Source organism: Saccharothrix hoggarensis, assembly GCF_042678885.1.
Lineage (GTDB): Bacteria > Actinomycetota > Actinomycetes > Mycobacteriales > Pseudonocardiaceae > Actinosynnema > Actinosynnema hoggarensis.
Genome location: NZ_JBHTLK010000190.1, coordinates 1 through 14072, shown reverse-complemented (window position 1 = coordinate 14072; position 14072 = coordinate 1). Strand labels below are relative to the sequence as shown.

Genomic DNA, 14072 nt, shown 5'->3' with positions numbered 1-14072 from the left:
CCGCCCGGCGGCCGTCCACCGGCGGGTGGCCCCGGCGGTCCGCGCCGTCCCGGCGGCCCCGGCCCCGAGCGCCGTCCCGGTGAAGAGCCGACGGACCTGCTCCCGCCCGTCTACCAGACCACGCCGCGCGAGCCCGAGCTCCTCACGCACCGCGAGGACGAGGTCGAGCTGGAGCCGTTCTACGACGACGAGTACGACGAGGAGCTGACCGAGGAGGAGGCCCGCGCCGTGCGCCGGAAGAAGGTCTGGCGCCGCGTGCGCCGCGCCACCTACGTGGCCTTCGGCCTGATGCTCCTGGCGCCGGTCGTCGCCTTCGCGATCGCCTACCAGGTCGTCGAGGTGCCGATCCCGGAGGAGGTGGCCGCCGGTCAGGACAAGGCGATCACGATCCTCTACGCCAACGGCGACGAGCTGGCCAAGATCGCGCCCGACGGCGCGAACCGCACCATGGTCAAGTACGAGGACATCCCGGAGACGATCAAGCGCGCCGTCTTCGCCGCCGAGGACCCGACGTTCGAGACGAACCCGGGCTTCGACATGACGGCCATCGCCCGCGCCGCCTGGTACCAGGTGACCGACCGGGAGTCCGGTGGCTCCGGCCTCACCCAGCAGTACGTCAAGAAGGCGACCGACCAGGACGACGGCACGCTGAGCCGCAAGTTCAACGAGATGGTCACCTCGTACAAGATGTCGCAGCAGCAGGACAAGCCGGCCATCCTGACCGCGTACCTGAACACGGTCTACTTCGGCCGGTCCGCGTACGGCATCAAGACGGCCGCCAAGGAGTACTTCGGCGTCGAGGACCTGAACCAGGTCACGCCGTCGCAGGCCGCGCTGCTCGCCGGGATGATCCAGAACCCCAGCAACTCGGAGATCGCCACGTACCGGGCGGACCGCTGGGAGTACGTGATGAACCAGATGCTCAAGTACAACTGGATCGACCAGGAGTACCGGCAGACCCAGCAGGTGCCGGTGCCCGTCGACCGGTCCGGGCAGTCGGGCCTGAGCGGTCCGCGCCTGCACATCCGCCAGCAGGTGCTGGAGGAGATGGCGAAGGTCGGCTGGGACCTGGACAAGGCGCAGCGGACCGGTGTCACCGTGCACACCACCATCGACCCGGTCACCCAGCAGGCGGCCGAGGACTCGGTGAGGGAGGTCATGGAGGGCCAGCCGACGGACGTCCTGAAGTCCTCGCTGACCGCCATCGACCCGCACACGGGCGGCGTGAAGGCGTACTACGCGGGCGCCGACGGCGCCGGTCTGGACTACGCGCGCGGCACCCTCCAGGAAGCCGGCTCGTCGTTCAAGCCGTTCGACCTGGTCGCCGCGCTGCAGGCGGGCAAGGGCCTCGGCACGACCTACGACGGCCGCTCGCCGAAGACGTTCAACAACGTCGGCGACCGGCCCATCACGATCCGCAACGCCTCCGACCCGAGGAACGAGTGCGGCGAGCAGTGCTCCATCCGCAAGGCGATGGAGAAGTCGCTGAACACCGTGTTCTACGAGATGGTGCTGGAGATCGGCACGCAGCCGGTCGCCGAGGCGGCCCACCAGGCGGGCATCCCGCGAGAGGTGGTGATCGGCGACCAGAAGAAGAAGCTCCTGGTGAACGAGAACGGCGGCGCGCCGAACGCGGGTATCGCGCTCGGCGGCGGTGAGGCGCAGGTCCGGCCGTTCGACATGGCCTCCGCCTACGCCACGTTCGCCGCGCGCGGCGTCTACCACGAGCCGTTCTTCATCTCGAAGATCACGAACAGCGAGGGCAAGGCGGTCCACCAGCACATCGACAAGTCCGGGCCCGCGTTCGACCCGGACCCGATCAAGAGCCAGGACATCGCCGACAACGTCACCGAGGCGCTCCGGCCCGTGCTGACGTACTCGAAGATCCCGTGCGCGGGTCGCGAGTGCGCGGGCAAGACCGGCACGCACGAGCTCCCGGACGACGCGGGCCAGAACTCGAAGGCGTGGATGGTCGGCTACACGCCGTCGCTGTCCGCCGCGGTGTGGATGGGTCGCAACGAGGGCAACAAGCCGTTGCAGGACGCCCAGGGCCGGCCGATCTTCGGTGGTGGCCTGCCGGGTCAGATCTGGAAGAAGTTCATGGACAAGGCCCTCGCCGGCACCCCCCCGGAGCCGCTGCCGAAGGCCAAGCCGCTGGGCCAGTACAAGGAGCCGGTCAAGACTCCGAGCAACCCGCCCACGACGACGACCGACAAGAAGAAGGAAGACGAGGACCGGGACCGCAAGCCGACGACGTCGCAGCAGGAGCCGACCACCACGACTCAGCCCCCGACGACGTCGCGGACCGGTCGGCCGTGCACGGGGCTGGTCTGCCCGACCACGCCCACGTCGACCGACGAGAACGCCCCGGACCCGGGAGTCGGCAACGGCGCTCCACCGCCGACAGGGTGACCTGAGCACCTCGAAGGGCCCGGCCCGGCACACCGCCGAGCCGGGCCCTTCGCCGTTCGCGGGTGTTCGCGGGCATCGGCGGCCGTTCCCAGGGGTTCCCGGGCGTCGGCGGCCGCTCCCGGCGTTCGAGGGCATCGGCGGCCGTTCCAGAACGTTCACGGGGCGTTGACGGGGGTTCCCGAACGATCGGGCCCGTCCCGACGGCGAGCCCCGCCGGACCTCACGGCCGCTGTTGACCGGTGCCCGTAGCATCCGTGCCCGTGGCCAGTCCTTCGCAGCCCTCGCAGGCCGACGCCGACGACACCGACTCGCTCAGCCCCGAGGAGCGGGTGAACCCCACCTGGACGGAGCCGCTGGCCCGCGCGGCGAGCAAGCCGATCGGCGGACCGGTCGGCCGGCACGCGTCGGTCGGTCGGCAGTGGTTCTGGACGCCGCTGCGGGTGGTGCTGCTGTTCGCGGTCGTGACGCTCGCGCTGGCGTGGTTCCAGAAGTCGCCGTGCGTCCAGCAGTACGTGGACGACAACGGCGTGGTGCAGCTCGACTGGCGGGGCAGCAAGCAGTTCACCGCGATGTGCTACTCCGACACCGTGCCGCTGTACACGGCGGAGCGGTTGGACAAGCGGGACACGTTCCCCTACAAGACGTCGTGGGTGGACGACGAGGGCAAGCCGACGGCGCACGTGCGGTACATGGAGTACCCCGTGCTGACGGGCATGTTCCAGCTGCTCAACGCGCGGATGGCCCAGGGCTGGACGGCGATCGCCGCGTCCGGGTGGCTGCCGAACCCCATGACCGTGATCGTGTACTTCAACATCACCGCGCTGTGGCTGGCGCTGGCGTGGCTCGTGACGGCGTACGCGGTCGCCCAGCTGGCCAGGCGACGGCCGTACGACGCGGTGCTGGTGGCGGTGTCGCCGCTGGTCGTGGTGCACGCGTTCACGAACTTCGACACGCTCGCGACGGCGTTCGCGACGGCCGCCATGCTCGCGTGGGCGCGGAAGAAGCCGGTGCTGGCGGGCATCCTGCTCGGGCTGGGCGGCGCGGCGAAGCTGTACCCGCTGTTCCTGCTCGGGCCGCTGCTGCTGTTGTGCTGGCGGTCGGGCCGGCTGCGCGCCGGGTTGACGACCCTCGGCGCGACGCTGGCGACCTGGGCGCTGGTGAACGCGCCGATCGCCTTGCAGTACCCGGCCGGGTGGCGCGAGTTCTTCCGGCTGAACACCGAGCGCGGCGTCGACCCCGACTCGATCTACAACGTCATCGCGCAGTGGACCGGGTGGCAGGGCTTCGACCCCGGCCTGGCGCACGGGCAGGCGCCGGAGGTGCTGAACACCGTCAGCGCCGTGCTGTTCCTGGTGTGCTGCGCCGCGATCGGGTTCGTGACGCTGTCCGCGCCGCGGCGGCCGCGGCTGGCGCAGCTGGCGTTCCTCGTGGTGGCCGCGTTCCTGCTGACGAACAAGGTGTGGAGCCCGCAGTACTCGCTGTGGCTGGTGCCGCTGGCGGTGCTCGCGCTGCCGCGGTGGAAGCTGCTGCTGGCGTGGATGGCGGTGGACGCCCTGGTCTGGGTGCCGCGGATGTTCTTCTACCTGGGCGTGGAGAACAAGGGCCTGCCGATCGACTGGTTCCTCGGCACGGTCGTGGCGCGGGACGTCATGGTGATCCTGCTGTGCGTCCTCATCGTCCGGGAGATCTACCGGCCGGACCTCGACAAGGTGCGCCAGGCGGGCGACGACGACCCGTGCGGCGGGTTCGTCGACGGCGCGCCGGACCGGTTCGTGCTGCGGTTCCGCCGGCGCGAGCCGGCCACCCCGGTCGACGCCGCCACGGGCTGACCGGGGCGTCGCGTCACGGCGCGCGGCTCGCCGGCGATTCGGGCCGGCGGGCCGGCAGGCGGTCGGCGAACGTCACCTCGGACTTGAGGAACACGACGAACAGCGCCACCAGCAGCGCCGCCCGACCCCAGACGCCGATCACCACGGCCTGCGCCGCCAACCCGTCGTAGATGCCGGACGGCTGGCCGAACTGGATCGCGTAGAACCAGCGGAAGATGCCGATGCCCATGGCGACGTCCGCCGCGAAGTACGCCGCCACCCACGCCCAGTTCACCCGCAGCAGCACGAACATCGGCACCAGCCACAGCGTGTACTGCGGCGAGTGCACCTTGTGCAGCAGCAGGAACCCGCACAGCATCGCCGCCGACACCGCCACCCACGGGTACGTGCCCTCCCGCAGGTAGCGCCGCCAACCCAGCCCGCAGGCCAGCGCGAACGACGCCAGCACCGTCGCCGGCGACAGGACGCCGACCACGGCCTGCATGGTCGCGTCCTCCACGAACGGCCGCATCGACCAGAACCACACCGAGTTCGTGGTGATGTCCACCCGGCGCAGGCCCTGGAACGTGAACGACGCCAGCCAGCCGTTGAACCCGGCCACCGCGAACGGCAGGTTGACCAGCACCACCGTCACGACCGCCGTCAGCGCCACCCGCACCGCGCCCATGACGTCGTACCGCGCCCCGGCCGGCAGCCACCGGCCGCCGGGACCGCCGGTCAGCACGTACAGGCACAGCGGCAGCACGAAGAACGCCGGGTAGATCTTGAACGCGAACCCGAGGCCCAGCAGCACCGACGCGACCTCCGCGCGGGCCGCGAACCCCCACCGGCGCCGCCCCCAGCCCCGGTGGACGACGTGCACCGCCGCCACCGCGCAGAGCACGACCGGCAGGTCCCAGTTGTGGAACGCGTACAGCACCAGCGGTGGTCCGAGCGCCCAGACCAGCGCCCGCCACCGGCTCAACCTGCCCAGCAGCCACGCCGTCGCCAGCCCGAACGGCGCCATCAGCAACGCCGAGAACAGCAGGAACGCCCCGTCGTTCTCGGCGAGGATCGCACCCGCCCAGATCAGCAGCCCGGTCAGCACCGGGTACTCGACCACCCCGCCGACCAGCACGCCCCGGCTGTCGATGCCGCCGCTCACGTACGGGAACACGTGCCGGTCGATGTCGCGCCCGATCCACAGGTGCTGGATGTCGGAGTAGCAGACGTCCGCCTTGTTGCGCCGCTCGTAGTCCGGCGCGCTGCGGCCCCACTGGTCGAACCACGGGCCCGTGCAGCGGTCTTTGTTGAGGAAGCCCGCGAACATCGTCAACCCGCACAGGAGCACGACGGCCGCCAGCGCCGCCCGGCCGAGCGCCGGAGCCCGTGACGGGGCGCCCGGCCGCTCCGGGGCCACCGCCTGCCGTGTCACGCCCGTCAGCCCAGGTGCTCGCGCAGGAACGCGATGTCCTCCGCCTGACCCTCGTCCGGGGTCTCGACCAGCACCGGGGAACCGGCCGCGGCGGCCACCGCGACCAGCTGGGCGGGGTCGATGGTGCCGGAGGCGATGTTGGCGTGCCGGTCGCGCGCGGAGCCGAACTCGTCGCGGGAGCTGTTCAGGTGCACCAGGTCGATGCGGCCGGTGATGGCCTTCACCCGGTCGACGATGCCGACCAGGTCCTCGCCGGAGGCGAACGCGTGGCACGTGTCGAGGCAGAACCCGGCGCCGAACTCGCCGACCGCGTCCCACAGCCGGCCGAGCATGTCGAACGTGCGGGCCATCGCGTTCTCGCCGCCCGCGGTGTTCTCGATCAGGATCGGCACGGCGAACCCGCCGCTCTCCGCCTGCCGCTGGAACATCTTGCGCCAGTTGGCGATGCCCTCGGCCGGGTCCTCGCCCTTGGTGACGTGCCCGCCGTGCACGATCAGGCCCTTGGCGCCGACCTTCGCCGCCGCCTCGGCGTGCTGGAGCACGATCTTGCGGGACGGGATGCGGATGCGGTTGTTGAGCGAGGCGACGTTCGCCAGGTACGGCGCGTGGACGAAGACGTCCAGCTCCGAGGCCAGCAACCCGTCGGTCTGCGGGTGCGGCTTCGGCGCCTTCCACCCCTGCGGGTCGGCCAGGAAGAACTGGACGACGTCGGCGCCGCGCTCGGCCGCCGCGCCGAGTGGGTCGTCGTCGCGGACGTGGGCCCCGATGCGCATGACGTGCAGGGTAGTCGGGCGGTACGACACACCGCCGCCCACCGCCTGCCGCGCACGCCCCCTCCACTCGCCGCCCCGCGCCCCCGCACGGCACCGCGCCTTCCACCGATGCCTAAATTTGTCGCCACGGGGGATGGTTCGCGTCACCAACAGGACTTACGCTCGTTACTTGCAAGTAGGTAACCGGCGCGGCACGTCAGGAGGCCAGACCATGCGGACCCGGCTCACACGGCTGTTGGGCGCGGTCGCGGTCGTGCTCGCGGCCGGAACGGCCGGCGTCGCCGCGGGCTCCGGATCGGCCGTGGCCGCCGAACCCGTCGTCGTCGGGGACTGCAAGACGACCGTGCAGGGCGCGCCCGGCACACCGGTGTCGCTGAGCCCCACCGCGGTGCTCGACCCGGTGGTGCAGCTCATCCGCGCCGTTCCGCTGCTCGGGCCGCCGCTCGTGGACCCGTTCCGGCAGGCGTTCTCCGCCCTGCCGCCCATCCCGATCGGCGCGATCCCCACCGGCTCCGGCGTCATCACCGGCGCCGTGATCGCCGACAAGGTCAACGCCGAGCTGGCCAAGCTGCCGCTGCTCGGACCGATCATCGTCACCCTCTCGAACGGCGTGCGCACCGAGCTGACCAAGCTGTGCGGCGTCGCCGTGCAGGGCGTCAACGCCGCCGCCGCGCCCGTCCAGGACGGTTCCAAGGCGCTCGCGGACGCGTCGCAGCAGGCCGTCGGCCAGGCGCCCGGCCAGCCCGGCGCCAAGCCCACGCCCATCCCCGGCACGCCGCCGCAGACCGGTCAGCCGGGCACGAACCCCGGCACCGGGAACCCCGGCGGCACGCCCGCCAACCAGAGCCCGTTCGCGCCGGTCGGCGGCGTCGGCGCGCTCGACGTGCCGCTGTACGGCACGAACCCGTGGGGCGCCAACTTCGGCCGCGTGCCGCTGTTCGGCTACGGCTCCCTGCCGTTCGCCATGCCCGGCCTGTACGCGCCGTCACCGGGCGTCCGCTACGGCGGCGGCGTGAGCGGGTACCAGCCCGGGTTCGCGCTGCCCGGCGGCGGCGACTCGGACGGCGTGCAGACCGCGGGCCGCGCCCAGGCGCTGCCCGGCGTGGGCCGGATGGGCGGCGGCGTGGCGGCTCCCGTGCTGCTCGCCGTGCTGCTGCTGTCGTGCGTGACGGGCGCGCTGGTGCGGACGTGGGTCCTGCGCCGCGCCACCGCCCCCACCGCTTCCTGACGCTCTGAGCTGCTCGAACAGGCCACCGGGGAGGGCATCCCGGTGGCCTGTTACCCTTCACGGGTTGCTGACGCGACGACCCTCCTGCCACGGAAAGTCCGTGGCCGCCGAGTCCACAGGAGGTGAGTGGTCTTCATGCGTCATTACGAAGTGATGGTCATCCTCGACCCCAGTCTCGACGAGCGCACGATCGCGCCGTCCCTCGACACGTTCCTCAACGTCATCCGCACCACGGGTGGCAACGTGGAGAAGGTCGAGGTGTGGGGCAAGCGCCGGCTGAGCTTCGAGATCAACAAGAACTCCGAGGGCATCTACGCCGTCCTCGACCTGATCTCGACCCCCGACGCGGTGAAGGAACTGGACCGCCAGCTCGGCCTCCAGGAGACGGTGCTGCGCACCAAGGTCATCCGCCGCGAGCCCGCCAAGGCCGCGAAGACCGCCGCGCGGATCGCCGCCAAGGCCGCGGCCAAGGTCAAGGCCTAGGGGCCCGCCGACCATGGCAGGCGAGACGACGATCACGGTGGTCGGGAACCTGACCGCCGATCCCGAACTCCGCTTCACCCAGTCCGGCGCCGCGGTGGCGAGCTTCACCGTGGCATCCACCCCTCGCACGTTCGACAAGGCGACGGGCGAGTGGAAGGACGGCGAAGCGCTGTTCCTGCGGTGCAACGTGTGGCGCCAGGTCGCGGAGAACGTGGCCGAGTCGCTCACCCGCGGTTCGCGCGTGCTCGTGACCGGGCGGCTGCGCCAGCGTTCCTTCGAGACGAAGGAAGGCGAAAAGCGCACCGTCATCGAGCTTGAGGTCGACGAGATCGGCCCCTCGCTGCGCTACGCGACCGCGAAGGTCAACAAGGTGAGCCGTGGAGACGGCGGCGGCGGCTTCGGCGGCGGCGGTCAGTCTCGCGGTGGCGGCGGCAGCGCCCCGGCCGACGACCCGTGGGGCTCCGCGCCCCCGGCCGGCTCCGGTGGCTTCGCCGACGAGCCCCCCTTCTAGACCGGCACCGGTCCACTCCACACTTCACTGCGTAATACCAGGAGTTCACACATGGCCAAGCCGCCTGTGCGCAAGCCCAAGAAGAAGGTTTGCGCGTTCTGCAAGGACAAGAACGCCAACCTGATCGACTACAAGGACACCACCCTGCTCCGGAAGTACATCTCGGACCGGGGCAAGATCCGTGCCCGCCGGGTCACCGGCAACTGCTCCCAGCACCAGCGCGACGTCGCGGTCGCCGTCAAGAACGCCCGCGAGATGGCGCTGCTGCCCTACACCTCGACCGCTCGCTGAGAAAGGGGACGGCATCGTGAAGCTCATCCTCACCGCTGACGTGACCGGCCTCGGCGGCCCCGGCGACATCGTCGAGGTCAAGGACGGCTATGGCCGCAACTACCTGCTGCCCCGCGGCCTGGCGATCGTCGCCACCAAGGGCGCGGCCAAGCAGGTCGAGGTCATCCGCCGGGCGCAGGAGACCCGCCGGGTCCGCGACCTGGACCACGCCAAGGAGATCAAGGCCTCGCTCGAGGGCCTCGGCTCCGTGACGCTGAAGGCCAAGGCCGCGGCGGGCTCGAAGAAGCTGTTCGGCTCGATCACCACGTCCGACGTCGTGTCGGCCGTGCGCGCCGCCGGCGGCCCCACGCTCGACAAGCGGGCCGTCGAGCTCTCGGGTCACATCAAGACCCTCGGCAAGCACTCGGTCAGCGTCCGGCTCCACCCGGAGGTCACCGTGTCGCTGGCCGTCGAGGTCGCGGCCGCGAGCTGAAGCACCCCGGAAGCGCCGTTCGACCAGGTGTTCTGGTCGGGCGGCGCTTTCGCACGTCGGGCTGTGGACAACTCGGGTGACGCCCGGTGCGCGACACGCCGAAGGGCATGGGGCGCGCGACACGCCGAGGGTGTGACCAACTACTTTTCCACAAAGTTATCCACAGGGTCTGACCTGCGGGAACTTTTGTCTTGGGCCGAGTTGTACCCAGGTTGTCCACAGCTTTCCCCAGGCCTGTGGTCAGCTCGGCGCGACCATCCCCAACCTGTCCACCGACTTGTCCACAGGAGCGTTTGCCTACGCCATCCAGGTGGCTCTAGCGTCGCTGGATCACCGGGCGTGTGGCACGCGGACTTTGTCGGACCCACGAGGTACAACAGGCACGGCAGCAGATTGGGGTGAGCTCACGGTGGCGCTGGTGGACGACCGGGGCATGGCAGAGCCCGGCTTCGAACGACAGCCGCCGCAGGACCTCGCCGCCGAGCAGTCGGTGCTGGGCGGCATGCTGCTGAGCAAGGACGCGATCGCGGACGTGGTCGAGGTCCTGGCTCCCAACGACTTCTACCGCCCCGCGCACCAGGCGGTGTACGACTGCATCCTCGACCTCTACGGGCGGGGCGAGCCGGCCGACCCGATCACGGTGTCCGCCGAGCTGGAACGGCGCGGCGAGCTGCTGCGCGTCGGCGGCGCGCCGTACCTGCACACGCTGATCGCCACCGTGCCCACGGCCGCGAACGCCTCCTACTACGCCGAGATCGTGGCCGAGAAGGCCGTGCTGCGGCGGCTGGTGGAGGCGGGCACCAGGATCGTGCAGCTCGGCTACAACGGCGCCGAGGGTGCCGACGTGGACGAGGTGGTGGACCGGGCGCAGGCGGCGATCTACGAGGTCACCGAGCGCCGCACCACCGAGGACTACGTGGTGCTGGAGGAGCTGCTCCAGCCGACCATGGACGAGATCGACGCCATCGCGTCGCGCGGCGGCTCGTCCCTCGGCATCCCCACCGGCTTCGCCGACCTGGACGAGCTGACCAACGGCCTGCACCCCGGCCAGATGATCATCGTCGCGGCCCGGCCGGGTGTCGGCAAGTCGACGCTGGGCCTCGACTTCGCCCGGTCGTGCTCGGTGAAGCACGGGCTGACCAGCGCCATCTTCTCGCTCGAGATGTCGCGCACCGAGATCGTCATGCGCATGCTGTCCGCCGAGGCGCGCATCCGCCTCGGCGACATGCGCGGTGGGCGGATGAGCGACGACGACTGGACCAGGCTCGCCCGGCGGATGAGCGAGATCAGCGAGGCGCCGCTGTTCGTGGACGACTCGCCGAACCTCACCATGATGGAGATCCGGGCCAAGGCGCGGCGGTTGAAGCAGCGCCACGACCTGCGGCTCGTCGTGGTCGACTACCTCCAGCTGATGTCGTCCGGCAAGCGCACCGAGTCCCGCCAGCAGGAGGTTTCCGAGTTCTCCCGGAACCTGAAGCTGATCGCCAAGGAGCTCGAGGTGCCGGTGATCGCGATCAGCCAGCTGAACCGCGGTCCGGAACAGCGGACCGACAAGCGCCCGCAGCTGTCCGACCTGCGTGAGTCCGGCTCGCTGGAGCAGGACGCCGACATGGTGATCCTGATCAACCGCCCGGACGCGTGGGAGCGCGACGACCCGCGCGCCGGCGAGGCGGACCTGATCATCGCCAAGCACCGCGCCGGCCCGACCGCCACCATCACCGTCGCCCACCAGCTCCACTACAGCCGCTTCGCCGACCTCGCCCAGGGCTGACGTCGGCGTTCGCGAGACCGAGGCCCGCCCGTGTGCGCGGTGGGTCCGAACGCGGCGGTGGCGGTGATCGCGGGCCGCCGGGCTGTGCCGCGCACGAGCCCGTCGCGGTGACTTCGGTGCGGCGGCGCGTGACCGGTCTCGGGGCGTTCCCGGACCGCAGAACTGCGCATACGATCAAGGGATGCCACCCGACGCGGCGCGGCGCAGCGACCGTTCGAGGCGGGCGATCCTCGTGGCCGCGCTGGAGTTGGTCGAGGCGCTCGGCTACTCGAAGTTGACCATCGAGGCGGTGGCGGCGCGGGCCGGGGTGGGCAAGCAGACGATCTACCGCTGGTGGCCGTCGAAGGGGCCGCTGCTGTTCGACGCGCTGGTGGAGCTGGGACCGGTCGGGCACGACTCGCCGCCCAGCGGCGACCTGGCGGCGGACCTGAAGCGGGAGCTGCGGCTCGCGGTCGGCGAGCTGGCCGAGCGGCGGTTCGACCAGGTGTGCCGGGTGCTCGTGCACGAGTCGCGGACGGACCTGGTGACGCTGCTGCTGATGCCGCGCCGGATGGTGGTGGAGGACCGGCTGCGGTCGGCGCAGCGGCTCGGTGACGTGCGGCCGGACGTCGACGTGTCGGCGGCGGCCGAGTTGCTGCTCGGGTCGCTGTACCAGCGGTGGTTGTTGCGGACGGCGCCGTTGACGGAGGACTTCACCGACGCGGTCGTGGATCTCGTGCTCCGGGCGCTGAGCGACCGACCATGATCGGTAAGGTTCGTCGAACATGGGGTACGCCGTGGTCGACGTGGAGACGACGGGGTTCTCCGCGCGCAGTTCCGATCGGATCGTCGAGGTCGCGGTCGTCCGGCTGGACGACGCGGGCCGGGTGGCCGACGAGTGGTGCACCCTGCTCAACCCCGGACGCGACCTCGGGCCGCAGCACGTGCACCGCATCCGCGCGGCCGACGTGTGGCACGCGCCGACGTTCGCCGAGGCGGCCCTGGGCCTGGCCGCACGCCTCGCCGGGCACGTCGTCGTCGCGCACAACCTGTCGTTCGACGCCCGGTTCCTGACCGCCGAGTTCGCCCGCGCCGGCGTGGACCTGCCGGTGACCGGGCTGTGCACGATGCGCCTGGCCGACCGCTACCTGCCGCACCGGGCGGGGCGGTCGCTGCGGGCGTGCTGCGAGGCGGCGGGGGTGGTGCTCGAATCGGCGCACTCCGCGTTGCACGACGCCCGCGCGACGGCCCGGCTGTTCGCCCACTACCTGCGGTCGGGTGTGCCGGACGCCCTCCCGGTGCCGCCGGTCGCGGGCGCCCGGCCCCTGCCACTTGGCGCGGACGTCGAGCCGGGCGCGGACGTCGAGCCGGTGGTCCCGGACGTGGCCGAGGTGCGGCGCGGGGTGGCCGTGGCGGAGGCGCGGCGACCGGTGCCGGTGACGCTGGCGCGCGGGGACCGGGTCGTGTTCACCGGCCAGATGCACGCGCCGCGGGACGTGTGGGTCGACCGGGCCGCGGCGTTCGGGCTGGTCAGCCAGGGTTACGTGACCAAGGCGACGCGCGTGGTGGTGGCTGCCGACCCGTTCACGCTGTCCACCAAGGCACGTCGGGCGCGCTCCTACCGGGTGCCGATCGTGTCGGAGGACGACTTCACCGGGATGCTCGACCGGCTGGGTGGCGCACCGCTGGCCAAAGATCACCGGACCGGGTGGCGCCGGGGCTATTGAAAAGCCCGCTACCTGCGGGGAGGCTCTTGACGGACAGGCCCTGCGCTCGGCGGGAGGCACGAGTCCTATGAGTACCGCGCAGACGAGCACCGTGCCGAGGACGGCTTCCCGGGCGGTGTGGGACGACTTCGTCTCGGACCTGCCGGTCGGGGTGCTGCTCCAGGACGAGAACGGCGTGGTGCTCGCGGCGAACCCGCTCGCGGAATCACTGTTGGGTGACGCGCGGGCCTGTGACGACTCCGGTGCGCCGCTGCCCAGCCGGGCGCAGTTGGCGTCGCAGGTGCTCCGGACCGGCTCGCCCCTGACGCTGCCGATGGCGCTGCCGCACGCGCAGGTGTGGGCGGAGTACCACCCGATCGAGTCGCGCGGTCAGGTCCTGGTGCTGCTGCGGCCGGTGCAGGCGGACGTGCCGCACAGCGCCGGGCTGCTCGACGCGCTGACCGGGCTGCCGGGGCGGGCGCTCCTGCTCGACCGGCTGGACCAGGCGTTGATCCGGGCCCGGACGCACGGCACGTTGGCGTCGCTGGTGCTCGCGGACGTGCACCGGATGGCGGCGGTGAACCGGTCGTGCGGCTTCGAGCGCGGCGACGAGCTGCTGACCGTGATCGGCCGGCGGCTCCGACAGGGCTTACGGGACGACTACACGGTGGCGCGGTACGGCGGCGACTCGTTCGCCGTGGTCGCCGAGCACGCGAACGGCAGCGGTGAGGCGGTCGCGGAACGGGTGCGCGAGCTGGCCGACCGGACGGTGCGCCTCGGCCCGGACCGCGTCCGGCCCGGCGTGCGCGTGTGCTGGGTGACCAGCGACGGCGAGGCGCCCCTGCACTCGGTCATCGCGAACGCCGAGGAGCGCTTGCGCGGGTGAGGCCCCCCGGAAACGGGACGGACCCCCGGCACGGGGTGCCGGGGGTCCAGTCGCGGTGGGGGTGGATCAGATGCGCGGCAGCACTGCGGTCTGCTCCAACGCGCCGAACAGGGTGCGGGCGTCCAGCCCGGCCAGGGCCGGGGAGACGGTGCGGTCCGCGACCGGGGCGGTCGGGGAGCCCGGCAGCGGGTTGACGTTCAGGCCGGTCAGCGAGGGCACCTGCGGGACCGCGGGCACCTGCGGGGTCGACGGCAGCTGGGGCGCCTGCGGGAGGCCGGGCACCGAGGGGACGGCCGGGGCGGCGGTCCGGGGCTGCG

The 14072-nt window shown here is 71.8% G+C and carries 13 protein-coding genes and 1 pseudogene; 11 read left to right on the top strand and 3 right to left on the bottom strand.

Features of this window, described 5'->3' with window-relative positions; translation table 11 throughout:
• Together ACFQ3T_RS27405 and ACFQ3T_RS27400 are read left to right on the top strand one after the other, a co-directional pair.
• Positions 1-2412, top strand: a 2412-nt coding sequence (locus ACFQ3T_RS27405; RefSeq protein ID WP_380727350.1) for a transglycosylase domain-containing protein, incomplete at its 5' end; no start/stop codon positions are given.
• 260 nt (positions 2413-2672) lie between these two features.
• Entirely contained in the window at positions 2673-4241 is a 1569-nt protein-coding gene (locus tag ACFQ3T_RS27400) for a glycosyltransferase family 87 protein (protein ID WP_380727348.1), read from the top strand.
• Between the two features lie 13 nt (positions 4242-4254).
• Here ACFQ3T_RS27400 and ACFQ3T_RS27395 read toward each other — a convergent pair whose 3' ends face one another.
• Both ACFQ3T_RS27395 and ACFQ3T_RS27390 read right to left on the bottom strand, forming a co-directional pair.
• Complete coding sequence (locus ACFQ3T_RS27395) at positions 4255-5655, bottom strand: glycosyltransferase family 87 protein (RefSeq protein ID WP_380727346.1); 1401 nt, start codon at positions 5653-5655, stop codon at positions 4255-4257.
• A gap of 5 nt (positions 5656-5660) precedes the next feature.
• Entirely contained in the window at positions 5661-6428 is a 768-nt protein-coding gene (locus ACFQ3T_RS27390; RefSeq protein ID WP_380727344.1) for a deoxyribonuclease IV, read from the bottom strand.
• A gap of 211 nt (positions 6429-6639) precedes the next feature.
• Here ACFQ3T_RS27390 and ACFQ3T_RS27385 point away from each other — a divergent pair, with 211 nt between their 5' ends.
• The 9 genes from ACFQ3T_RS27385 to ACFQ3T_RS27345 all read left to right on the top strand — a co-directional run bounded on the left by ACFQ3T_RS27385 (position 6640) and on the right by ACFQ3T_RS27345 (position 13755).
• Entirely contained in the window at positions 6640-7656 is a 1017-nt protein-coding gene (locus ACFQ3T_RS27385) for a hypothetical protein (protein WP_380727342.1), read from the top strand.
• A gap of 135 nt (positions 7657-7791) precedes the next feature.
• Positions 7792-8139 carry a 30S ribosomal protein S6 gene (gene rpsF / locus ACFQ3T_RS27380; RefSeq protein WP_380727340.1) on the top strand — a complete coding sequence of 116 codons (348 nt, stop codon included), beginning with the start codon at positions 7792-7794 and terminating at the stop codon, positions 8137-8139.
• 13 nt (positions 8140-8152) lie between these two features.
• Positions 8153-8650, top strand: coding sequence for a single-stranded DNA-binding protein (locus ACFQ3T_RS27375; RefSeq protein ID WP_380727338.1), 498 nt, complete (start codon positions 8153-8155; stop codon positions 8648-8650).
• A 51-nt stretch (positions 8651-8701) separates the two neighbouring features.
• On the top strand, positions 8702-8941 hold the full coding sequence (gene rpsR / locus ACFQ3T_RS27370) for a 30S ribosomal protein S18 (RefSeq protein WP_015805710.1): 240 nt from the start codon (positions 8702-8704) through the stop codon (positions 8939-8941).
• Positions 8942-8954: 13 nt separating this feature from the next.
• A complete protein-coding gene (gene rplI / locus ACFQ3T_RS27365) occupies positions 8955-9413 on the top strand; it encodes a 50S ribosomal protein L9 (protein WP_380727351.1) in 459 nt (152 codons plus the stop codon).
• A 409-nt stretch (positions 9414-9822) separates the two neighbouring features.
• Positions 9823-11184, top strand: a complete 1362-nt coding sequence (dnaB, locus tag ACFQ3T_RS27360; protein ID WP_073897890.1) for a replicative DNA helicase — start codon at positions 9823-9825, stop codon at positions 11182-11184.
• 181 nt (positions 11185-11365) lie between these two features.
• Positions 11366-11929 (top strand): TetR/AcrR family transcriptional regulator, encoded by a 564-nt coding sequence (locus ACFQ3T_RS27355; protein ID WP_380727336.1) that lies wholly within the window; start codon positions 11366-11368, stop codon positions 11927-11929.
• 19 nt (positions 11930-11948) lie between these two features.
• Entirely contained in the window at positions 11949-12890 is a 942-nt protein-coding gene (locus ACFQ3T_RS27350) for an exonuclease domain-containing protein (protein WP_380727333.1), read from the top strand.
• Positions 12891-12957: 67 nt separating this feature from the next.
• A complete protein-coding gene (locus tag ACFQ3T_RS27345; RefSeq protein ID WP_380727331.1) occupies positions 12958-13755 on the top strand; it encodes a sensor domain-containing diguanylate cyclase in 798 nt (265 codons plus the stop codon).
• A 66-nt stretch (positions 13756-13821) separates the two neighbouring features.
• Here the strand turns inward: ACFQ3T_RS27345 and ACFQ3T_RS27340 are convergent.
• Positions 13822-14072: pseudogene (locus tag ACFQ3T_RS27340) on the bottom strand (hypothetical protein); the annotation flags it as partial.